At 27.7% G+C, this 25,942-nt stretch carries 23 protein-coding genes; all 23 read right to left on the bottom strand.

The features are described from left to right. Window positions 1–7: 7 nt before the first annotated feature. The 23 genes from FYJ50_RS00195 to FYJ50_RS10785 all read right to left on the bottom strand — a co-directional run bounded on the left by FYJ50_RS00195 (window position 8) and on the right by FYJ50_RS10785 (window position 25,897). Window positions 8–1,039, bottom strand: a complete 1,032-nt coding sequence (locus FYJ50_RS00195; protein WP_154459022.1) for an NAD-dependent epimerase/dehydratase family protein — start codon at window positions 1,037–1,039, stop codon at window positions 8–10. 326 nt (window positions 1,040–1,365) lie between these two features. Next, window positions 1,366–2,076: an IspD/TarI family cytidylyltransferase gene (locus FYJ50_RS00190; RefSeq protein ID WP_154459021.1), complete on the bottom strand. Its 711-nt coding sequence runs from the start codon at window positions 2,074–2,076 to the stop codon at window positions 1,366–1,368. Then, entirely contained in the window at window positions 2,045–2,893 is an 849-nt protein-coding gene (locus FYJ50_RS00185; protein ID WP_154459020.1) for a LicD family protein, read from the bottom strand. Before FYJ50_RS00185 ends, FYJ50_RS00190 begins: the two co-directional genes overlap by 32 nt. Before the next feature lie 16 nt (window positions 2,894–2,909). Then, a complete protein-coding gene (locus tag FYJ50_RS00180) occupies window positions 2,910–3,947 on the bottom strand; it encodes a glycosyltransferase family 2 protein (RefSeq protein WP_154459019.1) in 1,038 nt (345 codons plus the stop codon). A 719-nt stretch (window positions 3,948–4,666) separates the two neighbouring features. Next, window positions 4,667–5,938 carry a lipopolysaccharide biosynthesis protein gene (locus FYJ50_RS00175; RefSeq protein ID WP_154459018.1) on the bottom strand — a complete coding sequence of 424 codons (1,272 nt, stop codon included), beginning with the start codon at window positions 5,936–5,938 and terminating at the stop codon, window positions 4,667–4,669. A 75-nt stretch (window positions 5,939–6,013) separates the two neighbouring features. Then, a complete protein-coding gene (locus FYJ50_RS00170; RefSeq protein ID WP_154459017.1) occupies window positions 6,014–6,259 on the bottom strand; it encodes a hypothetical protein in 246 nt (81 codons plus the stop codon). After that, window positions 6,246–6,506 (bottom strand): oligosaccharide flippase family protein, encoded by a 261-nt coding sequence (locus FYJ50_RS00165; RefSeq protein ID WP_154459016.1) that lies wholly within the window; start codon window positions 6,504–6,506, stop codon window positions 6,246–6,248. The genes FYJ50_RS00170 and FYJ50_RS00165 overlap by 14 nt, the downstream gene beginning before the upstream one ends. Before the next feature lie 58 nt (window positions 6,507–6,564). After that, window positions 6,565–7,482 (bottom strand): glycosyltransferase, encoded by a 918-nt coding sequence (locus tag FYJ50_RS00160; protein ID WP_154459015.1) that lies wholly within the window; start codon window positions 7,480–7,482, stop codon window positions 6,565–6,567. A gap of 15 nt (window positions 7,483–7,497) precedes the next feature. Next, window positions 7,498–9,474: a DUF6077 domain-containing protein gene (locus tag FYJ50_RS00155; protein ID WP_154459014.1), complete on the bottom strand. Its 1,977-nt coding sequence runs from the start codon at window positions 9,472–9,474 to the stop codon at window positions 7,498–7,500. Further along, window positions 9,471–9,821 (bottom strand): DUF2304 domain-containing protein, encoded by a 351-nt coding sequence (locus tag FYJ50_RS00150; protein WP_154459013.1) that lies wholly within the window; start codon window positions 9,819–9,821, stop codon window positions 9,471–9,473. Before FYJ50_RS00150 ends, FYJ50_RS00155 begins: the two co-directional genes overlap by 4 nt. A 3-nt stretch (window positions 9,822–9,824) precedes the next feature. Further along, window positions 9,825–10,511: a glycosyltransferase family 2 protein gene (locus FYJ50_RS00145; protein WP_154459012.1), complete on the bottom strand. Its 687-nt coding sequence runs from the start codon at window positions 10,509–10,511 to the stop codon at window positions 9,825–9,827. A gap of 174 nt (window positions 10,512–10,685) precedes the next feature. Beyond that, window positions 10,686–13,130: a glycosyltransferase family 2 protein gene (locus FYJ50_RS00140; protein WP_154459011.1), complete on the bottom strand. Its 2,445-nt coding sequence runs from the start codon at window positions 13,128–13,130 to the stop codon at window positions 10,686–10,688. Window positions 13,131–13,180: 50 nt separating this feature from the next. Then, a complete protein-coding gene (locus FYJ50_RS00135; RefSeq protein ID WP_154459010.1) occupies window positions 13,181–13,966 on the bottom strand; it encodes an ABC transporter permease in 786 nt (261 codons plus the stop codon). Between the two features lie 12 nt (window positions 13,967–13,978). After that, window positions 13,979–15,103: an ABC transporter ATP-binding protein gene (locus tag FYJ50_RS00130; RefSeq protein WP_154459009.1), complete on the bottom strand. Its 1,125-nt coding sequence runs from the start codon at window positions 15,101–15,103 to the stop codon at window positions 13,979–13,981. A gap of 307 nt (window positions 15,104–15,410) precedes the next feature. After that, window positions 15,411–17,090 (bottom strand): glycosyltransferase, encoded by a 1,680-nt coding sequence (locus FYJ50_RS00125; protein ID WP_154459008.1) that lies wholly within the window; start codon window positions 17,088–17,090, stop codon window positions 15,411–15,413. Between the two features lie 185 nt (window positions 17,091–17,275). Further along, window positions 17,276–17,779, bottom strand: a complete 504-nt coding sequence (locus tag FYJ50_RS00120; protein ID WP_154459007.1) for a hypothetical protein — start codon at window positions 17,777–17,779, stop codon at window positions 17,276–17,278. 386 nt (window positions 17,780–18,165) lie between these two features. Further along, window positions 18,166–19,077: a dTDP-4-dehydrorhamnose reductase gene (gene rfbD / locus FYJ50_RS00115; protein ID WP_154459006.1), complete on the bottom strand. Its 912-nt coding sequence runs from the start codon at window positions 19,075–19,077 to the stop codon at window positions 18,166–18,168. After that, entirely contained in the window at window positions 19,077–20,111 is a 1,035-nt protein-coding gene (gene rfbB / locus FYJ50_RS00110; RefSeq protein ID WP_154459005.1) for a dTDP-glucose 4,6-dehydratase, read from the bottom strand. The genes rfbD and rfbB overlap by 1 nt, the downstream gene beginning before the upstream one ends. A 3-nt stretch (window positions 20,112–20,114) precedes the next feature. Then, entirely contained in the window at window positions 20,115–20,687 is a 573-nt protein-coding gene (gene rfbC / locus FYJ50_RS00105) for a dTDP-4-dehydrorhamnose 3,5-epimerase (RefSeq protein ID WP_154459004.1), read from the bottom strand. A gap of 8 nt (window positions 20,688–20,695) precedes the next feature. Further along, window positions 20,696–21,574 (bottom strand): glucose-1-phosphate thymidylyltransferase RfbA, encoded by an 879-nt coding sequence (rfbA, locus tag FYJ50_RS00100; RefSeq protein WP_154459003.1) that lies wholly within the window; start codon window positions 21,572–21,574, stop codon window positions 20,696–20,698. Window positions 21,575–21,891: 317 nt separating this feature from the next. Beyond that, the gene (locus tag FYJ50_RS00095; RefSeq protein WP_154459002.1) at window positions 21,892–23,061 is read right to left on the bottom strand and encodes a MerR family transcriptional regulator; all 1,170 of its coding nucleotides are present in this window, start codon (window positions 23,059–23,061) and stop codon (window positions 21,892–21,894) included. Further along, a complete protein-coding gene (locus tag FYJ50_RS00090) occupies window positions 23,036–24,160 on the bottom strand; it encodes a glycosyltransferase family protein (protein WP_154459001.1) in 1,125 nt (374 codons plus the stop codon). The genes FYJ50_RS00095 and FYJ50_RS00090 overlap by 26 nt, the downstream gene beginning before the upstream one ends. Continuing rightward, on the bottom strand, window positions 24,161–25,897 hold the full coding sequence (locus tag FYJ50_RS10785; RefSeq protein WP_154459000.1) for a sugar transferase: 1,737 nt from the start codon (window positions 25,895–25,897) through the stop codon (window positions 24,161–24,163). Between the last annotated feature and the right edge of the window lie 45 nt (window positions 25,898–25,942).

Here is a 25,942-nt window from a genome sequence, read left to right as displayed (position 1 = left end):
ACTTCATTTAAAAGCAATTTATTTCTTTAATAATTTTAACGGTATGTGTTAACCCCTCTTCAACAGTAAATGTATCAGAATATCCTAATTTTTTTATTTTAGTATTATCAAGAGAAGAATTGTTCATGGGATTAAAATCGTTTAATTCTGATTCAGTGGGACTTACACTTGAAATCTTCACTCCACCTGCTTTTGCATAAATTTCCGCCATTTCCCTGACAGTTGTTATTTTATCGTGACCTATATTATAAACATCACCATTCACACCATTTATTAATGCATATAATATTTGTATAGAACAATCAATAGAATAACAATATGATCGTTTTTGTAAACCCGAACTTTTCATTTCTAATTTAATCCCTTTAGCTGCTTTAAATGCAAAATCTGAAGATATCCTTTTATCTGTTTTTCTTGCAGATGGTCCAAAAATATGTCCTGGTCTTACTATTGTAGTATTAACACCATACTCTTGAGAATAAGACTTACATAGCATTTCTGAAGCTCTTTTAGCAATTGAATAAGAAGAACGAATATTATCAATATTAATAATTCCATATTTTCCCTCAACAAAAGACTCTATCGTTTCTTTATTTCCATATACTTCACTTGAAGAAATATATAAAATTTTTTTTATATTATTTTTCTTTGCAAATTCAAGTAAAAAATGAATTCCATTCAAATTCGATAAAATTGTTTCTACAGGCATTGAAGTATATAATTCTGGACTAGCTAATCCTGCACCATGAATAATATAATCAGGTATAAAGTCTATTTGTAATTTTTCTAATGCATCATACTTTACAAAACTTAATTTATCGATTTCTCCAAATCTTTCAAAAAATTGAGTTTCATCTCTAGCACCTACATAAATTTTTTTTACATTCCCATACGTTAGAAGAACATCGATAACTGCTGAACAAATTAGACCCAAACCTCCAGTAATAAAAATCGATTTCCCATCTAATTTTTCTAAATCTGCTTTTTTTACCGCTTTTTCTAAATCTGCTTTGTATAATTTAGAATCTAATAATCTCATAATAATCTCATCCTTTTTTAATTTTTAAAATAATACAATAACTAAGTTAGATTATTATCACACTTAGATTATAAAACAATTTTCAAATGTTATTTTTCTATCTTATTCAAACATCTTAATAATAAAATCAGGTTTATTATCATTGTCTATAGGCATATATTCTTTAAATAACAAATTTTTTTATCCAAATATAAAAAGTGTAAAACAATAAAAGATCATAAACTATAGACCAATGAGTACTAAATACCTTGTACATTCATATATTTTTCTTTAAGAATACTATAAAAAAATCCAACAGAGTATGAACTAAATAATATTTAAAAAGTTTATTTTAACCATTTTTCTCTTTCGGAAGTAAGTAATGATTTAAATAAATCTATATCTTCAACAGTCGTAATTTTAATATTTTTTTCTGAGCCTTTAGAAAAATAAATTCTCTCTCCTAATTCCACCATGAGTGTACATGTAGCCACTGTATTCACTATGTTTTTTTCTTTTGCCATTTCATGAGCCCATAACAATTTTTTCAATGGATACGTATGAGGAGTCTGCGTTCTATATAAATTATTTCTAGGAATGGAAGTATTAGATGTTGATCCATCTTCACTTTTAAAAACCGCTTCCGTACAAGGAATTACCGCTACAGCTCCACCATGAATTTTACATTGTGCAATACTATCTGAAATTATATCTGATGACACTAACGCACGATTTCCATCGTGAATAAGTACAATATCTTCACTGCTAATTTCTTTTTCTAAACATTTTAATCCATTACAAATGGATTCTTGCCCTGTTTTGCCTCCAGAAACAATCCATTTTAACTTTGTAATATTAAACTGATTTGCATAGGCTCTTAATACTTCATGCCACCCATCTAAACAAACTACCAAAATTGCATCAATATTCGGATGATTTTGAAATGCTTCCAAAGTATAAATAATTAATGGCTTATCATTAATATGCATAAACTGTTTAGGAATATCTTGTTTCATCCTTGTCCCACTACCTGCCGCTGTTAACAATGCTACATTCATTTTTGTCCTCCAAAATCTTTATTTCGTGAATTGTGTGCATTCCTCCAACTCTCTTTTCTTTTGGAGGAAGTTTCATATAATCTCCATACATATGTTTCAAATATAAATCATAATCTTTACAAGCCGTAAAATATCTTGATTCAAAAAGATATTCATCTAAATTTGTTAATATTTGTTTTTTTAATATATCTTTTTTTGGATATGCACCACCAAAAGCATACACATATTTTGTTTCTTGATTGTTATACTTACGAACATTTTTTTCAATTTTACTTATAAAATACTTTAATGAAATAGGCTTTGTAATTATTTTTGATATAGAGTATGCAATGCAGTATATTTTTGAATTTACATATGGATTTCTATATCCACTTTTGATAATATATAAATTTTTTAAAAGAAAAACAAATTTGTTTTGAAAAAAACGTTTCATTTTATTATCAGGAATATTATCAAAAGGAAAAATATCAATCCAAATACCTTGACTCATATTTATATGATAAGAGTAATTTTCAGACATAACCGTATTTTTCATTCTAATTTTAGAAAAAATAAGTCCACAATTAGGTTCAGTCAAATAATTTTGTAAAACCATATTTTGATTCAATTCTGTTTTGCAAATCTCACAGAATACATCATAATCTTTTCTTAGCATACCGACATCAATATCATCATCCCACGGAATAAAACCTTTGTGCCTTATTGCACCTAAAAAAGTTCCGCCCGCCAAAAAATAATTTATTTTATGCTTTCTACAAATGTTATCTAGCTCTATTAGCATAGATAATTCTATTTTTTTGATTTCTTCAATATTCATAAATTTACCCACGTAATTACACTATTTTTGAGATATGTTTTGAATAAAAATCTATTATTAAAAAATTTAGTAAATGTTGATTTTTCAAAAATAATTTCAAAATCAAATATCTTTTATAATCAATTTTTTTCAGATTGGTAAGACTCATCTTGTTTAATTGATTAAAGCACTTTTTTTCTCTGTATTCTTTACATTTTTTCAATTTCTCTTTTTTTGTATAAGGTGCTTTTGGGTTCAATAATGCCAAATAATATCCCATTACATAATAATTAGTCAAAATGTCTTCCCAGGAACCTGGACATATATTTTGTATATTTTTATCTAATATAAATTGATATTCTTCTTCTAAACATTTTTCTAAGGCATATAAAAAATTTTCTGAAAATTTCTTCGTTGTCGAATGTGTATCTCTTTGAATCCAATGATAATATACTTTTGGATTCAATATCATTTTTTTTACGTATTGATAATATTTAATGTTGAAAAACATATCTTCATATCCAAATCGAAAATCTTCAGGAAATTGTATACTATAGTTATCTATAATACTTTTTTTATAAACATTGCACCATACACCAGAGCTGATATTTCTAGCAATTCTATAGTTTTTTATTACTTCTTCGTCCTTGAATATCGAAAAATTATATTTATAAATATAACTTTCTTCTGTTATGTTTTCATCATCTACGTGAATTCTTAAACGCGAAAACTTCACTATATCTGCATCGTATTTTTTTGCCAAGCTGAGATTATCTTTCAATATATTAGGTAAATATATATCATCGTTATCACAAAACATTATATATTTTCCTTTTGCGATTCTCATTCCTGCATTTCTTGCAGAACACATTCCACCATTTTTTTTGTGCAAAACAGAAATATTACTATATTTATTTGAAAACTGATCACATACAATTTCACTGCCATCAGTAGATCCATCATCAACTAATATTATTTCAAAGCTTTCATAATCTTGATCTAGAATAGATTTTAATGCTATTTCCAAATATTTTACAGAATTGTAAACCGGAATAATAATACTGACATCGTACATTATATTCTCCTTCAATATTTAAATTTTATAACTACCTATATATCCTAATTAACAACAAAATTTAAACACAATACCTATATTATATCCTAAAATTCTTTAAACATATAATTTTTCGTTTAATTTTTTTATATTTTGCCAAAAAAAGTTCTTATAACATTTAGTTCGACTGTATAGTTAAAAATAAAAAATGAATATTATTCCTAATTTATTGTATAAATTCGTATTTAAAAATCCGTCTTTCCATATCCTTAATAATACGACAGAGAATAGACATGATTCCGATAATAAAGCCAAAATTTTATGACATTCTTTTATAAAAATTACTCACACTTTTGATCATATATTCCAACGCATAGAGATACTTGTAGCTTTTATTATTAAAAGGAAAAATTTACTGTAAAATCAATAAAAATTGAAAATAATTGTATTGAATCAAATTCAATTCCTTATCCACAAAAGGTCCTATTTCCTTTAAAAATCTGATTTTGCACTTTCTGAATAAATTTACGAGATTAGTGTCAAGAAAAGCGTATTCTTATAAAATGAAAAACCACTATAAAAATTTTCACAACATATGGTTCTAGCATTTTTGATCTAGATGGCTCCATGTCGTAGATTGTTGACTCTTCTTGATAAATTCAAAAGTTCTAACAACATGGATTGAATAACTCTTTTTCTCTGTATTCGTGGATCCATCACTATGGAATATTAGATAACATTCATTTTTGCATTTTTTTATATTTAAAATAGTCATATAAAACAATTATAGAAGATAATATAACTGCAATAAGATTTAATGTAACTGAAATTAAAGTTGCACCAAATATTTCATATTTTCTTACCAATGGATTCATAATAATCAAACAAACTGCAAAAACGATTATATTAACAAAAGCCATTTTCTTTTGAGATCGAATAACTGTCATAACCACTGTTAAATACGAATATAAAGTATTCAATCCTCCACCAATTAACAATAACATAAAAGAAATCATAAACTGATGAAGTTGAACACCATATATTAATTCTAGCAAAGTTAGCCCAATAATATATCCACCAAGAATAACTGCTACTGTAATTCCAATGATTACAAATATTTGTCTAAATAATAGAGTCTTAAATTCACGAAAGTCTCTTGTATTCCAACTATTTGAAAAAAGAGGAATATAAGGTCTGAATATAATATCACACATTAAACCTATTACAAACACTGGCATATATAATACATTAAAATATGCTTGGTCAATATTCCCTAAACATGCATCAATAGCATACTTAGGAGAATTATTAATATACATTTTTATATATGTTGTAAGTACAACAGGAATTAAAACATACAATAACTTTTTAAAATTACCAAATGAAAATTTATACTTTTTATTATAAAAATAATGGATAACATTTTTATTTGTAAAAATAAAAATCAATAGGCTTAAAACAAAAGAAATAATACTTGCTATAAACATGTCATCTGTAAATAAAACTATGACAATGAAACAAACAATTGAAATTATATATCTAAAAGTTAATAGAATTGCAGCAATATCTAATCGCATACGCCTGTGATACTCACCATGATATAAATCTTCTATTACATCTATACTTTTAAAGAGTCCATAACTTAATATTACAAGTGATTTGTCTAATGAATATCCAGAACCGAATGCATAATATAATAACATCATTAATAATAGTAGATATGAAAATATCCTTACATAAAAATAATCACAGAAAGAAAATTCTTCTTTGACATCAGAAGCATGTACTCCTCTAGTTCCAAAGTTACCTAATGATATACATTGATATGCAATTGCTGAAGCAATAGAAAATATGCCTGCTTCATTCAGTCCACAAAATCTAGTGATAAAGAAAAGAAAAATCGCAGATGTAAAACCATTTAGAATACTAGCAATCATATTCCAAAAAAAAGATCGTTTTAAAATTCTTTTTTCATTTACATTAATCAGTTTATCAAGAATATTTTGATTCATAAGCCTCCTGCTATACCTATTAACATATATATCATAATCTTAATAATCTATTAAATGTTTTTAACATTAAATAGATTATTTATACAAGTGCAACTTTAAACAAAATAAATAAATTCTGCAAAATAAAGATAATTGCTGTTTTATATACTTATTTTTGTACCATTTACTAAATCTTTCTTCCACCCAAATATTTATACTTTTCAGTTCATTTAAAGAAAAATCTTTTTTAAAACTTGTTCTAAAAACAGTACCGACCAAAACATGATATACTGTTAGATATTCAATTACTTCTCTTTCAACATTAAAATCAATTAAAATCATCTATGACTGTATACATATCATATATTTTATTTGAAAAAGTGTACATTTTTTCTTTATTATTTCTATGTTTTGATCCTTCACGAATTGCATAAGTAGAAATTCCTAATGCTGCAAATAAAATAAAATAACTGATTACAGAATAAGAAAAATTATATTTTCCAACATAATCCACCTCTAGTACTTTCGATACATATGGGAAAGTTATCAAAGGAAATATTATACTTGTTACATTTTTCAATCCATTCATTAATACATTAAAACCTAATGATTTTTTTCATTTACACACTTCCTTAATCAAATATTTATCAACTATTCAAACTCAACATCGCAAACCTATAAATCTTATCTAAATAATATCTAGAAGCAAATAATAATTTAAATCCATCTTTAATAAAACCAATAAATTTCTTATCCGTCATCTCCTGTAACATTTTATTAAATATTACATTTGCTTTTAAATATTTCTCTGAATTCTTTTTATTTAAATAACTTTTGACATATTCTTTTGCATTCTCAATAGAAGCAATATTCCCATTACTATATTCATTTGTAATGTATTTCATATACAAATACTGATCAAATAAGTTATTTCTGGAAATACTATTTTTTGTCATTCTATATTTTAATACTGTCTCATTTAAATTTGAGATTTTAAATCCATTTAAAACAGCTCTTAACGTAAAATCAAAATCTTCACATAAAGGAATATTTCTATATCCATTTAAGCAATCAAATACTTCTTTTCTTCCTAACCATGTAGGATGAGCAATACATTGACCATATCGTAATGCTTTCTTTATTTTATTAAAATCCGTTGGAACTTTTTGAATCGAATAAATACTGTTCCCGTCTTCATCAATCATTTGAGTAATACCACCAATTAAATCATATTGATTCTTTTTTATATATTCCAATTGTCTTTCTAAACGATATGGTAACGAAATATCATCTGCATCCATGCGTGCAATATACTCACCTTTTGCTAAAGATAACCCTCTATTTAAAGAACCTGTTAATCCTAAATTCTTCTCGTTTACAAAGAATCGAATTCTATTATCTATTTTAGAATATTCTTCTATAATTCTTTTATGTAAATTATTATCTGGAAAATCTAAAATAATAATAAATTCAAAATCTTTAAAAGTTTGATTTAAAATTGATTCAATTGATTCTCTTAAAAGAGTCTCCTCTTCTTTATATGTTGACATAATAATTGAAATCATATTATCACCTTATCATTAATATATTTTTATTAAAAACCATGGATTTTCATTTTTAGTGTTTTCCAGCACAATTTGATTATCTTCAAAATACGATTTTGATGTCTCATTAAATAGCAATATATAGGAAATATCCTCTTTTTCAATTAAAGATTTAACAACTGACAATTCTCCTTGGCCATACAATGAAAAATCATTCAAATATACTAATTCATCTGCATTTAATACATCAAAACCTCCACGGTCTTGAATTTGAATTTTAGAAGACGAGAGTGTAAAACCATAATCATAAGCCATTATTCCATCCGTATAAAAAACAGATGGTGAAAATAATTTGTATGTATCATCAGTTAACTCATTAAAATATTGCCCTACACTTTCAAAAATATCAGCTGTCATATTTGTATTAAAATCTAATAAACGATGGAAATTCCAACCACTTTCTGAAATTCCAGACCCAAGGTAAACATAATTTAGAAATATATTTTGACTTAAATAAAAAAATAGCAAAACTAACGAGATTGATATTATACTAAATACATTTATAAATATTTTTTTAAATTTTATTTTTTTCAAAACCGATAAAAAAGTACATCCACATAAAAATAAAATAATAAACTGGATTGATGCTATTGTTCTTAAAATAACAAAAAAGAAATTAAATGATGTTATCACTAATATTTCTATAAAATAACCATTATAGATAAATAAAAATAATCCTAAAGTTATAAAATATACTATCTTATGCTGCCATTCACTTGTTATACATAATCCTATTAAGACAATTATTATCCCAAGATTTAAAATAATATCATGATCATACCAAATAGTTAAATAAGGTATAAATGATTCATATGCATAAACAAATGAATCAGTTTTAATTAAACTAAGATGGTCCAAGTACTTTGTTGAAATAAGTAAAACAATATAAGAAATCAAACATAAAGAGTATAGAATTATCTTAGCTATATTTTTTTTCTTTATGTTATTTATTAACAAAATAAAAAATTTAATAAACAGAATCACAAGAAAAAACAAGACTAAAATTTGTATATAAATTGTTGAAAAAGACATAAAAGAGATGGATATCAAAAACAAATAAAATAATTTCTTAAATTCCATCTTATATAAAAGTGGTTCTGAAAAAATATATAAAATAGGTATTGACATAACTCTAACTATAGAACCACCATAAAACATTGCTGTTTGAAATTGCCATAGATCGTAGCAATTAACTCTTAGCCATAAAGGAAGACCACTTTGTAAAAAACCAAAAGGAATTAAAAAAATAAAGAATGGTAGGAGTGAGAACTGTGCAATATTTTTATCCAGTATGTTTTTTGCAATTTCTTTATACACAACACAAAATAGAAGGTAATTATGAATAACCATAGATACTCTACAAAAAAATGTTGATGGAATATGAAATATTGTAGAGAAATATGCATAGCTTAATTCATATGTATTTATGACACGAGCTACATTAATAGAATTTTCACTTAACAGTTTTCCATTAAAAAAATCCGTATCCATTAGATGTTCTGCTGTTTTTAAATTTTCAACTTTACCAATGTAGTACATATCATCATAATTCATTTGATAGATTGGTAATTGATTTGCCATTGAAAATGATGTAAACAACACAACAAATAATATACATAACCAGTTTTCTTTTAAGAATGTTTTTATATCAATATTTTTATATTGTTTATTTTTTATATATGATTTTATTTTATCTTTATATTTAAATAATAAAACCGCATCAAATAAAATAAAAACAATGGATTGAATAATAAAATATGTAATGAATGAAGTAAAAAATAATTGACATGGAAATCCCACAAGAAAAGTGATTAAGAAAGTTGTAAGAAAGCCTGAAAACAATATTTTCCCAAATGTTTTCTCATATTTAAATACAGATAACATAAAATCACCCGATAAATAATACTGAAAAAACAAAAAGAAGTAGAAAACGATTGTTAATAACCAGTTCATTCGTTTTCTCCTTTCTTTTCTTCATATTCTTTAATACTCAATTTTTGTATTAATTCTTTTTGTTTTTCTTTTAATTTTGATATCTGTGCTGTTTGTGTAAACAGCATAATATATAAAAAGAAAATAAAGACACAAAAAATAAAATTACTTGTAGACATAAAGCCTAATTCTTTGGAAATCCAACTAGGAATCTGTGGAAAAACACTAATGATTAATAACCCGATAGACCATAAAATCCAAATAATCGCATCGTCTATATTCAATCCATGTTTTTGAATCTTTTTAATCACAAATAGAAAAGTAATTAAACTAGCAAATATAAATACCAATTGTAATTTAAAACTCATAGACTATTTCACCTTTCTAAATGGCTGAATTAAAAATATAGATACCATCATACGACTCATATATTTTATTGTATTCATTAAATTTAAATACGATTCTCCAAATTCTCTTTCACTCATTTGAACTTGTACTTCTTTTATTTTACGTTTCTTTCTCAGCATATAAACCAAAGTATCTGGTTCTGGTGGATTGTTCATATCATTTGCATAATCTTTAATGCAGGCTCTGTTATAAGCTCTAAAACCACTAGTTGGATCGGCAATCTTTTTTCCTGTCATTAATCGAATTGAAAAGGCAATCAATCGTGATCCTAACATACGAGCTGTAACAGGCTTCTTTTCGGTTACAAAACGAGATCCAATCACAATATCATTTCCATTTTTAATTTCATCAATTAATGGTTGAATATATTTAGCAGAATGTTGTCCATCCCCATCAAATTGAATCACAATATCATAGTCATTTAATAATGCCAACTTAAATCCGGTTTGAACAGCACCAAACAATCCTAAGTTACAGAAACCATCAATATAGTTAAAATGATGTTCTTTTAATACTTCTAACGTATTATCTTTAGAACCATCATTTACAACAACATAATCTACTTCAGGTGCATTTTGTTTTATATCATCCACAGTTTTAACAATATTTAATGCTTCATTATAAGCAGGTATTACAATAAGAGTCTTCATTTTCATTCCTCGTCCCTCACAATATTATAAAGAATTATTAGTGTAAATGCAAAAAAAGACGTATCAATAAATCTTGATTGTCAAGATTATATACATCTTTTCAAATTTTGAATTAGATTATACTTTTCAATAATCCATTTATTCTTGTAAAGTATAGTCTTTATCCTTTAAAATTTATTCTTCTACAATATAATCATTATCCTTCAATGACAAGTTAATATTATAATACGGATCCCCTTTTTCTAAAATTTCAGGCCAATTCTTTTCAAATGTTTTGATTTCATTGTTAAATCGATTTACTTTTTCTGCTGTATTTTCTAAACCTCTAGACTTAGATTCAAAATGATATAGTTTTGCGTTAGGATTATATACAATATGATATCCTGCTTTTCTTATTTTCATGCAGAAATCCACATCATTAAAGGCTACTTCTAATTCTTCATTAAAACCATTTACTTGTTCATATACTTCTTTTTTTACCATCATACAAGCAGCTGTAACCGCACTTAATTCTTGTGTACAAACAATTCGTCCAAAGTAACCTAAATCATCCTTTTGACTTCCAATAAAGGCATGACCTGCGATTCCACCTTTTCCAATAATTACACCAGCATGTTGAATGGTATTATCTGGATAGAATAATAAAGTTCCTACTGCTCCAACATCTTCTCTTTGGCAATAGCTTAACATTTCATCAAAGCAATCTCCATTGATGACTTCAGTATCATTATTTAATAATAAAAAGTATTCTCCTTTGGCAAATTTCACACCAAAGTTATTAATGGCAGAATAATTAAATTTATCTTTCCAGTATACAATATGAATATTCTTATATTTTTGTTCAATTTTATGATAATAATCAAATGTTTCTTTCTTTTTACTATTGTTTTCAATCACAATGATTTCATAATTTTTGTAAGTTATTTTATTTAATATAGATTGAATACAACGATCTAAGTCTTTAACATGTTCATAACTAGGAATAATAACAGAAATCATAGGATTTCCTTTTACTTCATATTTAATTCTATATAATCCTAGAGATTTCCCCATCGAAACAGTACCTTTTAATCCTATACGGTCCAAATGCGATTGTATAGCTCTTTTTCCAGCTTCAAAGGCATATAATTTACTTTCTGGATTTTCTGCTGTAGATTGAGCATGCATACGCCAATGATATAAAATTTTAGGAATATGATAAATATTATCTTCATCACAATTTTCATATAGCCTTAATACAAAATCATAGTCCTGTGCTCCATCAAAATCTGAATTAAAGTTTCCTGTTTTATTTATTAATTCTTTATTCACGACAAGGAAATGGCAAATATAATTCACATTTCTCAAATAATCTATATTTATATCGGGTTTAAAATTCGGATTATCATATTTCTTTGTCTGATCTAATATTTTATCCTCATCCGTATATATAAATCCATATTTTTTATTCTGTAATGCATTCACTACTTCAAATAATGCATCCGGTGTTAATAAATCATCATGATCAAATAAACCAACATAGTCTCCTTTTGTCATTTCTAAAGCAGCATTCATATTTCCTGAAATTCCTAAATTTTCATTTAATTTCTTATATAAAATTCTTGTATCATTAGAATACTCTTTTAAATAAACATCTTGTACCTGGTTATCCGTACTCCCATCCGCTATGCATAATTCCCAGTTAGAATAGGATTGATTTAAAACAGAATTAACCATTTCTTTAAAATGTTCTTCTTTCGTATTATAGGTTGCGACAATAATACTGATTAGAGGCTGATAATCAAAATGTTTTTGTTTTTGAATCTCTAATTGTTCTTTTGTGACTTGATGTTTCATAAACCAATCATGATAAATGATTTGATCAGGTACATTAAATTTTAGACGTTTTATAAATTGTTTAATTCCATTTTTTCTAACGTAAGAAAATGATTGTTTTATTAAAGTTGGAGTAATCTTATGACTATTTTGAATAATTCTTCTAAAAATATTGTTTACAGAATTTAAATCAATGATTTTTTCTTCTTTTCCTTTTATAATTAATTTGTACTTATCATTGACATCACCTTTAAAATGAATTACAAAACCTGAATTAATTTGATTTTCTGACAACATTTTATATAAAACTTGTTTCTGACAGACTACTCTAAATAATTCAATTGGTACTTCATTTCCTTTTGAATCCACAATTTTATATTCTACTTCTTTTTTACAATTTGATTTTGCCCATCCTATTACAGTAAACTTTTTATCTTTTATATCAAATGCTTCAATTTCATAATCAAATTCATCCTGATCCTTTATTTGTGATAATTTTTTTCTATTATAATCTAAAATCACAACACTTTCTTCAGAAGAATATCCCGTTAATTTAAAGTGATTCAGTTCTTCTTCTAAATCAACTCGAATCGCAAATCCAGGTAGACATTTCTCATTTTGAATTTCAAATTTTTTTAATACATCATTTCGATTAAACGGAACGACATCTGTACTTATTTCTTTTCCATTGATTTCCACTTTATATTCTATTTTATTATCTTTATCTAAACACCATCCATTGATACAAAAATATTTTTCGTTTTCTGTATACTTATACTTTATATAATCAATATATTTACGCATTATTGTTCCTTTCTTTTCACAAAAAAACCATTTTCACATTATGAAAATGATTAAAATTGTTCCGCAAAACCTTTTTCTAGTTTTCCAAAAATCAAATAACCTATAATTAAAACAACAAATGATAATACAAGAACATATAATAATCCCATTGGATCTGGCCAAGCATGATACAAGAAAATATCACGATATGCATTGACTAGTACAGTAATTGGATTTAGAGATATCAATGTTGTTAAAATATTTCCTTCTGGAAGTAATGACATACTATACAAAATTGGTGTTGCATAGAATCCCATATTAATAATAAATTGAACCGCAAACTCAATATCCTGTACATAAACATTAATAGCCGATAAAATAAACACAATACCCAATGTCAAAATCAATTGTGTAAAAGCTATAATTGGTAATAATATTAAATGATAAGAAATTCCTGCTCCTGTTCCAATACAAAATATTAAAACAATTGTACAAGAAATAAAGAAGTTGACCAATGTAGATAAACAAACCGAAATTGGTAAAATTGATCTAGGAAAATATACTTTTTTTATGATACCTTTATTATTTTTAATACAAATTGTTCCTAAAGTGACTGCACTGGTAAAAAATGTCCAAGGAATAATTCCAGTCACTAAGTAACATAAATAATTATCTTCTGTACCAGCTCTTCCTAATAAATAAGGAAATACAATCCAATAAACTAATACTTGTAATAGTGGTGTCAAAAAAGACCATAAAATTCCTAGAAAAGATCCTTTATATTTTCCACGTATATCTTTTTTAATATTCGTTTTTAATAATTCACGATATTTATATATATCACTGAAAACATTCATCTTTTCACCCCACTATTCAATTGTAAATGTCTGTTCTTTAGAAGCCAAACATCGACCATCTTCACACCAGCAAGAAACAACAACTTTATGTATACCTTTTTCTAAATTTGACATCATTACATTTTTCTTCCATCCTAAAATATCTGCATTTAACATTCCATCATACATTTCATAATAGACTGCATAAACATCACCTCTAGGATGTCTTTCAATTTCTTCCACTTCTTTACCATCTAATGAAACTTTTAATACACTTTCATCGTCATTGGTTACACACCATCCTCTTAACAATAAAGAATCCTGTGTAGAATCCACAACTTCATATTGATCTGGTTCATCAATAAATAAATCTGCTTTTAATTCAATATCTTTTGAGACTTTCTTTGATTTATTTTTATGATCTTCAGCAATTTGTTTTAAATAAGCATCTACAACTAAAGATGGTTCTCCATCCATTTTTAATTCTCCATTATAAATCCAAATAGCTCGTGTACACATTTCTTTTACAACATCTAAAGAATGAGTAACAATGACAATGGTTTTTCCTTCTTTTTTTAATTCTTCTAATTTCGCATAACATTTATCCTGAAAATGTTGATCCCCAACAGCTAAGATTTCATCAATTAAAAGAATATCCGCGTCTACATTAATCGCAACTGAAAAGGCCAAACGCATGAACATACCAGAAGAGTAAGTACGAACTGGTGAATTGATAAAATCTCCTAATTCAGAAAATTCAATAATTTCATCGATTCTTTTATCAATATCTGCCCGTGTCAGACCAAAAATCGATGCATTAAAATAAATATTTTCTCTTCCCGTAAATTCGGTATGAAACCCAGCTCCCAATTCTAATAAAGAAGTTAATTTACCATTTGTTTCTAACGTACCAGAAGTAGGATAATAAATCTTTGTCATTAATTTTAATAAAGTAGATTTACCAGAGCCATTGGTACCAATCAAAGCCACCGTTTCTCCTTTTTTTATATTTAAGCTAATATGTTTTAAAACTTCATGATATTCAACAGTACCTCTATTCCAAAACAACAGTTTTTCTTTTAAACCTTTTGCGGTATCATGTTGAATCTTAAAGCTTTTAGACATATCTTTTACTTCAATCGCATTTTGTTTATCCATAATTACCTCAATTTTACTAAACATTCCTATTCTACACTAGTCTTTGTTTTATCGCAAAGAAAATATCCATTACCCTAGCCTTTTTGGTTTTAATATTTTTATAATACGGACTAAAATTTTGAATCAATAATTTAATTGGATTTTCATTTGATAAATAATTAATAATTATTTAATTCATCATCTATTTTTCTCTCATGTTTTTATGTAAATAGAAAAATGTTTTACGAATTAATCCTACAATCCCCTCATTTTTTTATAAAAATTCTACTTTATCTTTTAATGTGATTTTATTTGCCATATAACTCCTTTAAACTAAATGAATTTTTTTAATTGAATCATTTAAATACTCTTCTTTCATTCCATTCCAAAAACCATAAAATTCTGAACTGTCGTAACTATAATCATTGTTTTTATTAATTTTTGAAAACAGCGCATATGGAGTCCAAACATTTCTATATCCTTCACTAAATAATCTCAATGAAAAATCTATACATTCATAACCTTTTATATCATTAAAACCATTTATTTTATTAAACAATTCTTTTTTAAAGATTAAACAAGTATCTGACTGTATTGTAGTATTTCTTACATAGCTTAACATGGCTTCATAACCATAGTCCATTGTGGTACTTAATTCACCAAAACGATAAATACAGTCATTTTTACTAAAATCTAAAGCTATTCCAGCATAGTAAACTGTATTATCCTTATTAATTACTTTTCCACTAACAGACCCTATATTCTTTCTTTGTACATGCATTAATAGCTGATAAATACAATCCAAATTTTTTGGGACACATCCACATTCTAAAAGTAAAATAAACTCATTCGATGATTGTTTTACGGCTTGATTTATTTGATCAGAAAAATTAATATTGTTTGAAATAAAATTAATCCCGCCCAATGAAGAAATAGGTTCCGAATATAAATATATTATTTCAAAATCACCTATTTTTCTTAGCTCTTTAATGTTTTTTTCAAGTATATTTCTATTTTCACAATGGTGAAGAATAATTGTGATATTCACTTTAGGATCATATTTATAATCAATCTTATACAAAGTTTGAAACGGAAAACTACTATAAACAATACCATTTTCATTATTTCTTATCAATTGTTCTGTAACTGCTTTTATTGCAGAATCAATACAATAACTCTTTACATTAATATTTTTTGATACAGAATTTTCATGGACTCTCCAATAATATAGGACTTTTGGAATGTGAACGATACATTTTGCTTTTTCAGTTAATCTCAAAACCATATCATGATCTTGACTTCCATCAAATTCTTTTCTGTAAATAACCTTCTCATTTTGAATTAATGATTTATTAAATATAGTAAGATGACAAATATAATTATGAGATCTTAATTCATCGATACCAAATCCTGATTTAAAATTAAAATTATAAATATTATCTATCAACTCTGGCTTTTTTGAAAATTTTGCTTCATCTGTATATATAAAATCTGCATTTTTTTCTTCAATAACTTTAGCAGCTTCAAATAACGCACTCGGATGCAATAAATCATCATGATCGAGTAAAACATAATAATTACCTTTAGCAATTTTTATACATTCATTTGTATTTTCAGAAATTCCTTTATTTTCTGTTAATTTTATGTATTTAATACGTTTATCTTCCAAAATACATTTTTTACATATATCTTCAACGTAGTTATGTGAAAAATCACTTCCATCCGCAAAACACAATTCCCAATTTTCATATGTTTGTTTTTTTACGGATTCAATCAATTCTTCTAAATATTCTTTAGGTGTATTATAAAGAGGAGTAATAATACTAAAAAGAATACCCTCTTTAAATTTTATATTTCTTTGGGATGACAAAACAGCATCGTCTACCATATGAAAAGATTGTATATCTTTCAAAGACAATTTTTGTCTTTTTTTAGTAAGTTTTCTTTGTTTTAATGTTGTTATCAATCCAAACTTCAATATATTATGAATAAAAGTTTTAATTTTCATTTTATTTCTCACAATCTAAACAAATACATTATACACTAATCATTTCAGTTTTCCTAAATATTCAAAATATATAAACAAAATAAAAAAGATAGAAATTACCTGAACGTTGTTTATTTCTATCTTTTTTATCATTCTTTCTATCTTACATTTAATTGTAAAACATATATTTTTTATTCAAAAACAATCTAATTTGACTGTTCTTTTAATTCCGCTCCATAATCAAATATGGCAGCCAGTAAAAATAATAATAGGATCCATCCAATACTGAACCAGGCTTCAAAATCATAATATTGAATTTCATATAAAGTAATAAATATTTCACATACTATATAGGAAACAATAGGCATCCATATAGATTTTATTGCCAGTTGTCTTATCATTGTAGCCCCTTCATGTGTAAAAGGTGTTCCATCATTTACTTCTTTTTCACAATACTTATAAGAATAATAAGATAAAATACCATAAGTTACAGATAGGATCATTCCACATAAACAAGATACCCATAATGTACTTGTATTCATATTCTGAACCATAAAGACTTTATTTAATGTTGTTATATCTGTATAAAATAAAGCACAGATCAGACCCACAACCCAGATACAACTGATCACAATACAAAATATCATAGCTATTTTTGATAAAACTTTAAACATTTTAAAAAATTTTTGAACGATTTCTAAACTTTTCATTTTCTTTCTCCTTGCATCATAAGAATACAAAATTTTATAAATATTAGAAATTATCTTTTTAAGTATAAATGTGTCAAAAATTGAGATTGTTTGTTTAATGATTGTTCCAGTGCACTTTTTTTAAAAAGAACTGGAACAGAAAAGTTCATTTAGCTTTTGAGCCATTTTCCACTTCCATATTTTTTAATTTCAACATTCTCTTTTTCCAGTCGTTCTATATTGTTTCGAAATAAGATACACATGTACGTATCCTCAAAAGGTCTAAATCTTTTGATTGTGGAAAGAAGCTGTTCATTGTATATCACAGACTTTGATTACTGTTCTGATTTATAATAAAAAACCGATCTTATAAGACCGGTCAATAAATCATTTTTTTGATACTGAAATTATCCAATCTCTTTTAAATATCTGGATAACGCATCTTGCCAGGTTGGTAAAGGTGTAAAACCATTTTTAACCAATTTAGATTTATCCAATCGTGAATTAAATGGACGAGCGGCTTTAGATAATCCATATTCTTTCGTTGTTACAGGAATGACCTTTGTCTCATAACCTGCCTGTTTAAAAATTTCACACGCAAAATCATACCATGAAATATATCCACCTTCATTTGTGGCATGATAATAACCATATTGTTCACTTTCAATCATATCCACTAATAAACGAGCTAAATCATATGTATACGTTGGTGTACCAATCTGATCGTTGACAACTCTTAATGTTTCATATTTTTTCCCAATATTTAACATCGTTTTAATAAAATTGTTTCCATTTAAACCAAATACCCATGCGATACGAACAATAAAATATTTATCTAAAATAGAAGATATTTTCAATTCTCCTTCTAATTTGGTCTGTCCATAAACATTTAATGGTTTATAATCTTTACAATCTGGATCCCAAGGTATATCCCCTTGACCATCAAATACATAATCCGTAGATAAATATAAGCACTTACAGTTCACAGCTTTTGCTGCTTTTGCGATATTTTCGGTTCCTTTCACATTAACCAAACGAACTTTTTCAATTTTGTCATCGTCCTCTGCTAAATCCACAGCTGTCCAGGCTGCACAGTGAATGATGGCATCTGGCTTTATAGACAGAATGGTATCCATTACATCTTTTTCATTGGTAATGTCTAAAGAAACATATTGTGCTTTTGTTACTGCACTGTTATCCTGAATCCCACTATAGGTTTCATGAATATCACTGCCAATTCCTATATGTCCTCTTTTATCCAATTCATTGATTACATCGTGGCCTAATTGACCTCCAACTCCTGTCACAAATACTTTCATTATTTATTGGCTCTTCCTTTTTCTACGTACATTTTATCAAAATAATTCTGATATTCTCCAGAAATGATATTTTCCCACCATTCTTTATTATCCAAATACCATTGAATGGTCATAGGAATCCCTGTATCAAATGTATATTTTGGTTTCCATCCCAATTCCGTTTCTAATTTTGTTGGATCGATGGCATATCTCATATCGTGTCCTTTACGATCGGATACAAAAGTGATTAAAGATTCTGGTTTATTTAAAGCACGTAATACAGTTTTGACAACTTCCAGATTTGTTCTTTCATTGTGTCCACCTACATTGTATACTTCTCCCACTCTACCATTACGAACAATTAAATCAATGGCAACACAGTGATCGTATACATGTAACCAGTCTCTAACGTTTTCTCCCGTTCCATAAACAGGAATGGTTTCATCATTTAAAGCACGTGAAATAATTAATGGAATTAATTTTTCAGGGAAATGATAAGGTCCATAATTATTTGAACAACGTGAAATTGTTACTGGAAGTCCATAGGTTCTATGATAAGCCAAAACAAATAAATCCGCACTGGCTTTTGCTGAAGAATATGGAGAACTTGTATGAAGTGGTGTGTTTTCTGTAAAGAATAAGTCTGGACGATCTAAAGGTAAGTCTCCATACACTTCATCTGTAGATACTTGATGGTATCTTTGAATTCCATATTTTACACAGGCATCCAATAAAGTTGTTGTTCCCATAACATTTGTCTTCACAAAGATTTCTGGATCTTCAATGCTTCGATCCACATGCGATTCTGCCGCAAAGTTAACCACAACATCGAATTTTTCTTTTTCAAACAAATCCATAATAAATGGACGATCGGCAATATCCCCTTTTACAAATTTATAATTTGGTTTATCTTCTACTGGTTTACAAGTTTCTAAATTTCCTGCATAAGTTAATTTATCTAAATTCACAATCATATCTTCTGGATATTTATTCACCATATAATGAACAAAATTTCCACCAATAAATCCAGCTCCACCTGTTACTAAAATTTTCATATCTTATTCTCCTTCATAAATAAATTGATTGTCTGATTCTTCTAAAGTTGGTCCATCTTTATCTTTTTGTGATAAAACCGGTTCGATTCCATTTAATAAAGTACCCCAATCTACATGAACCGTAGGATCATCATAACGCATTCCACCTTCGGATTCTTTATTATAAACATTATCCACTTTATAACGGAATTCTACATTCTCACTTAAAGTTAAAAAACCATGAGCAAATCCCTGAGGAATAAAAAACTGACGATGGTTCTCTTCACTTAATTCAACACTGACCCATTGTGCATAAGTGGGTGATCCTTTACGAATATCCACAGCTACATCGATCACTTTTCCCTTTGTACAGGAAACTAGTTTGGATTGAGCATAAGGAGGATTTTGCCAGTGAAGACCTCTTAGTGTTCCTTTTTGCGAACTAAAAGACATATTGTCCTGTACAAATTCCACATCAATTCCCAATTTTTCATATTTAGGTTTTGAATACGTTTCCGTAAAATATCCTCTATGATCTCCAAACACATCGGTATCAATGATCAATACGCCTGGAATTTTTGTTTCTGTTACTTTCATCTTTTCACCTACTTAATATATTTACGATCAATAATTTTCTTTAAATACGCACCATATTGATTCTTTTTATAAATTTCATATGTATCCAACAATTGTTCTTTAGAAATCCATCCATTTTCATACGCAATTTCTTCCAGACAAGCAATCTTACGATGCTGATGTTCTTCTATGGTCTTCACAAAATTTGTCGCATCCACTAAAGATTCGTGTGTTCCTGTATCCAGCCATGTAAATCCATCACCCAATAAAGTGACATTTAATTCATTGTTTTCTAAATAAATGCGATTTAAATCTGTAATTTCCAATTCTCCACGTGCACTTGGTTTTAAATTCTTAGCGTAATCCACCACTTTATTATCATAGAAATACAATCCCGTAACCGCATAATTGGATTTTGGCATCTTTGGTTTCTCTTCTAAAGAAACTGCTTTTCCATTTTCATCAAATTCAACCACACCAAAACGTTCAGGGTCTTCTACATAATATCCAAATACAGTCGCTCCTTTTTCCTGATTGGCAGCTTGTCTTAACCGTTTTGTCAGACCATGTCCATGGAAAATATTGTCTCCTAAAATCATGGCACAACTGTCATCACCAATAAAGTCTGCTCCTAAAATAAATGCCTGTGCCAATCCATCTGGACTTGGTTGCACAACATACGATAATTCAACACCAAACTGATGTCCATCTCCTAATAATTCTTTAAAACGAGGTGTATCATCCGGTGTAGAAATAATTAAAATGTCTTTGATCCCTGCCTGCATCAAAATGGACATTGGATAGTAAATCATTGGTTTGTCATAAATAGGAAGCAATTGTTTACTTGTTACTTTTGTTAAAGGATATAAACGTGTTCCACTTCCACCTGCTAAAATTATACCTTTCATAATAAAACTCCTTTACATGCACACTAATATTAAACCCTTACGTAACGTAAGGGTCAAGTCTTATTCGCAAATTTATAACATGAGAATATTGTAATACTTTAGAAGCAGTTATTTTCTAACGTATTTAGAGGATCTGCTGATCTATAATGTCCAGTAAAGAACACCACTTTTTCTTATATTGAAAATCAATTGTGTTTTATCAATATAGTGGGATTGGGTATCGAGCCTTTCTTTAAAAATTTCGATTCCAATGGGTATTCGTTTCAACACTTTCTTTCCTTTTAAATCCTTTTTTCAATTCATTTTTAACATGTTTTTTATTTTTTCTTACATTCAAACAGACAAGCTTCCTTTGTGATTTGAATGTTTCCATTTCGTTTTATTTTATCTTCAATAAAACGATAAAATTCGTTGACACGTTTTAATAATTTTTCATTCTGATTTCCATGACAAGAAAGTACATAATCCACTAAATGAGAAGCATTTGTGACAACTAAAGTATCATTGTATTCAAAACATTGAATGTCTTTAAAATAAGATTTTAATAATTGTTCTCCATTTTCTTTACCAAACTGCTCACTTAAATTTGTTTTTGATAAATAAATAGAAGGATCAAATTCATGTACCAGTTCCCCTATTTCTTTCATATGATTCTTTGAATAAGTACTGCAATAAAAATATCCATCCGTTTTTAAAACTCGAGAGATTTCTTTTAAACCTTTCTGTAAATCTTTTAAATAAAATAAGACGTGATTGGCAATTACACAATCAAAAAAATCTTTTTTAAACGGAATGTTTTCACAATTAAAAACCATAAAACTAAAATCATCACTTAAATGTTTCTTTATATCTTCAATCATTCCATAACTGGAATCGGATAAGAAAATCTGTCGATTTCGCAACTCAATATGATTGTTTAACCACAATTGACCATTTCCACATCCAATTTCTAATAAACTATTAATTTTAGAAAATTTTATATGAGAAAAGATCCAGGTAAACCAGTCTATTTTATTTTGAGAGTACAATTCATGTAGATTAATTCGAACTTTTAAGTTGTTTGAATTCTTATACGATTCAATCATCTGATCGTCTCTTGATAATAAATTTAAAACTTCAATGACTTTATTCCAGTTCATTCCCTGATTTTGAATGGTATCCATTGTTAGCGTTAAAGATTCTTTAATGCTGTTATACGTTTGAATTCGATGATCAATCAATTCTTTCTGCATCTGTAAAGATTTTAAAACATCTTCTTCTTTATTCTGATTGGAAAGAAAGGAAACGATTTCTTCAATGGAAAACCCTAATTTTCTCAACAATAAGATTTTCTGTAGTCGTAATAAATCCTGATTGCCATACTGTCGATATCCATTTTCCAATACAAAAGAAGGCTTTAATAAGCCTACCTGATCATAATATCGCAATGTTCTTTCACTGACATTTGCCAATTTCGCAAATTTACCCGTTGTGTAATATTTTTCCATAAACTTCATCTAATTTCATTTTAAAAGACTCATAAGTGAAATAAGTATAATAAGCTTCCTTACAGTTTCTTCTTCTTTGAAGCTGGCACTCTTTACTTTCTTCACATAATAGATAAGCAGCCTTTTTATAATTTAAAGTATCTACATTCCATCCTAAATCTTTTTCTTCACATAAAGTATACGTATCCCCCTGTATTGTATTGATCATTGGAATTGAGCCACACAAATAATCCAGTGATTTCATTGTCAATCCCACTACCACACTGGGTTTCATAACATTTAAAGCATAATGACATTGATCAAATATTTTCTGTTTCTTTTCAGGATCGTAAATTTCTTTATGATCGATGACATTTATACCATTTTCTAAACAGGAATAGATCCAGTCTGTTTTATTTTCTCCATTTCCAATAATGTGAAGTCTTACTTTTTTATATAAAGAACACTCTTTTAAAAACTGAACGATAAAAGGAATGTCAATAATATGATTGATACTTCCTAAATAACAGAATTCCAGATCATCCGATAATTCTGGATGACTATCTAAAGGCAGATTTTCCTTTGACCAGTATAAAGTGCTACAAGATTCATAATGAATCAAATTCAGTTTTTCTTTGAACAGATCACATTCACACAATATATAATCGGCATTTTTTAGATATCGGTCTCTAATATTTTTCCATAAAGTAAATGGGAAATGATTCTTTAAGGTTTGAATGGGCATAGTTTCTGGCCATAGATCCATTACATCAAATATAAGTTTTACATTATGTTTTTCTTTATATTCACTCATTGTTTTACATAAACTATTACATGGAATCAAACAATGAATTAAATCGGGTTGTATAGTTTCCAATTGTTCTTTTGTTTTACTCGAAAATTCATAATGATTGTAAAGACGATCAATGGATAAATTTTTATAATACGGTTTAGTGGATATAGAAATATCCACTAAATCCGATTGAATCTGTTCTTTTTTCCGATGAGAAAACGAAGAAGAAAGAATTAATACTTCATTTCCTTTTTCTTCATAATATTTTTTTAAAAGTCTGACACGTTCAAAATACGTATCAAAAGCACATACGATAACAATTTTCATTTATTTTCCTTCTGTTAATTTAATTGATTTTTTAAAATCGACAACCTGATAATCCAATCCAGGATATACACTCATAGATGGATCATACGCACACGAACCAAAGGCTTTATTCACCAGTTTTCCTACTTTTCCAGGTAATGTACTGGATATAAATACAGCTGGACTCAATAAGGAAGAAGAAATCACTTTGTGATTATGTACTTTAGCTACTTCTTCCATAATTTGAGTAGTACTTACTAATTCTTTATTCTGTGGAAAGAAGATTCCACCTTTTCCTGAAAATAGAACCTGACAAACAAATTCACATAAATTTTCAATATATAGTATAGATCTTTCATTTTCCACATTCGGAATCACTGGTGTTTTTTGAGCAATTTTTGATAAAATCGGATAATTTCCTTTACTTCCTTTTCCATATATCATTGGAGGACGTATCGTTACTACATTAAATTTCTTATCCATTAAAGTTCGTATTTTACAATCCGCTTTCCATTTTGAATCTCCATAGAAATTGGATGGTTCAGGTTTTGTTAAGCGAGTAATGCGACCACTCTGTTTCAGATTGCTTATCTGTCCATAAACAATCATACTGGACATAAAGATGAATTGTCTAACACCTTCTTCTTTGGCTTTCTTAGCACAATCATAAGCTAGATCACAATTGATCTGATAATATAATTTCTTTTGATCTTCATCAATGGAATCTACATCTGCATGCGCAATTCCTGCAACATGGAAAATGGCATCGTATTTTGAAAAATCATGCTCTTTCCAATTTTCATCTTTCATATCCAAAGTATCGATTTCAAAAGAATCCGGATATTTTTTATACGCATATTTTTCAAAGGAAGTACCAATATAAGAATCTTTTCCTGTAATCAATACTTTTCTTTTTTTATTCAAATTGATTTTAACATCGTGTCCAAAACCAATCTGATCATAATTTGAAGGAAGAGAACCGGTTCCACCTTCTACGACTCCATCATGATGTAAAACGGAAGTAATCGTTTTAAAGAAACATTTCACATCCATCATGAAACCCGATAAACTGTTTTTTTGAAGCGCTCTAGTGTATTCTCCATCTAAAGAAGCTTTTACATCAATTTCCAGTTCGTCTCTACCATTGATCTGAGCCCAGCCCGTTAAACCAGGTTTGACATCATTGGCATAATATAAATCTCTTTGTGCAATCAGATCTTTCTGGTTCCATAAAGCCGGTCTAGGTCCAACCGTTGTGATATTTCCCACAAATATATCCCATATTTGAGGAAGCTCATCTAATGAATATTTTCTTAAAATTTTACCAACACGAGTAATATACTGATCTGGATTTTCCAGTAGATGAGTTGGTACATCATGAGGCGTGCTCATCTTCATACTTCTGAATTTATGAAGCTTAAAATATGTTTTATTTTCTCCCACTCGCTTTTGAGTAAACAATACAGGACCTGGATCATCCATCACAATGGCAAGAGAAATCAGTCCATATACAGGAGCCAATACAATTAAACCAGTAAAGGAAAGGCCAACATCAACCACTCTTTTTCCATATTTTTCATAAAAAGTTTTATCTTTTGGACTCAATCGAATTCCCTGATCTTCATAGGTCTGTACTTTTAAATCTGGATCTTCTTTTTGTTTATCGCGTGAATGTTTGGCAAGAATCGACAAACCAGCATAAGCAGCACCCAAAGACAATCCAGTGATAAGGAGTGCTTTTTTTGTTTTCTTCTTCATAATAACCTCCAGAACATTTTTTAATATTATATCACATGAAAAAGC

Source organism: Floccifex porci (assembly GCF_009696175.1).
Classification (GTDB): domain Bacteria; phylum Bacillota_I; class Bacilli_A; order Erysipelotrichales; family Erysipelotrichaceae; genus Floccifex; species Floccifex porci.
Note: the sequence above shows the minus strand (reverse complement) of the source record. Positions and strands in the feature narration are given on the sequence as shown.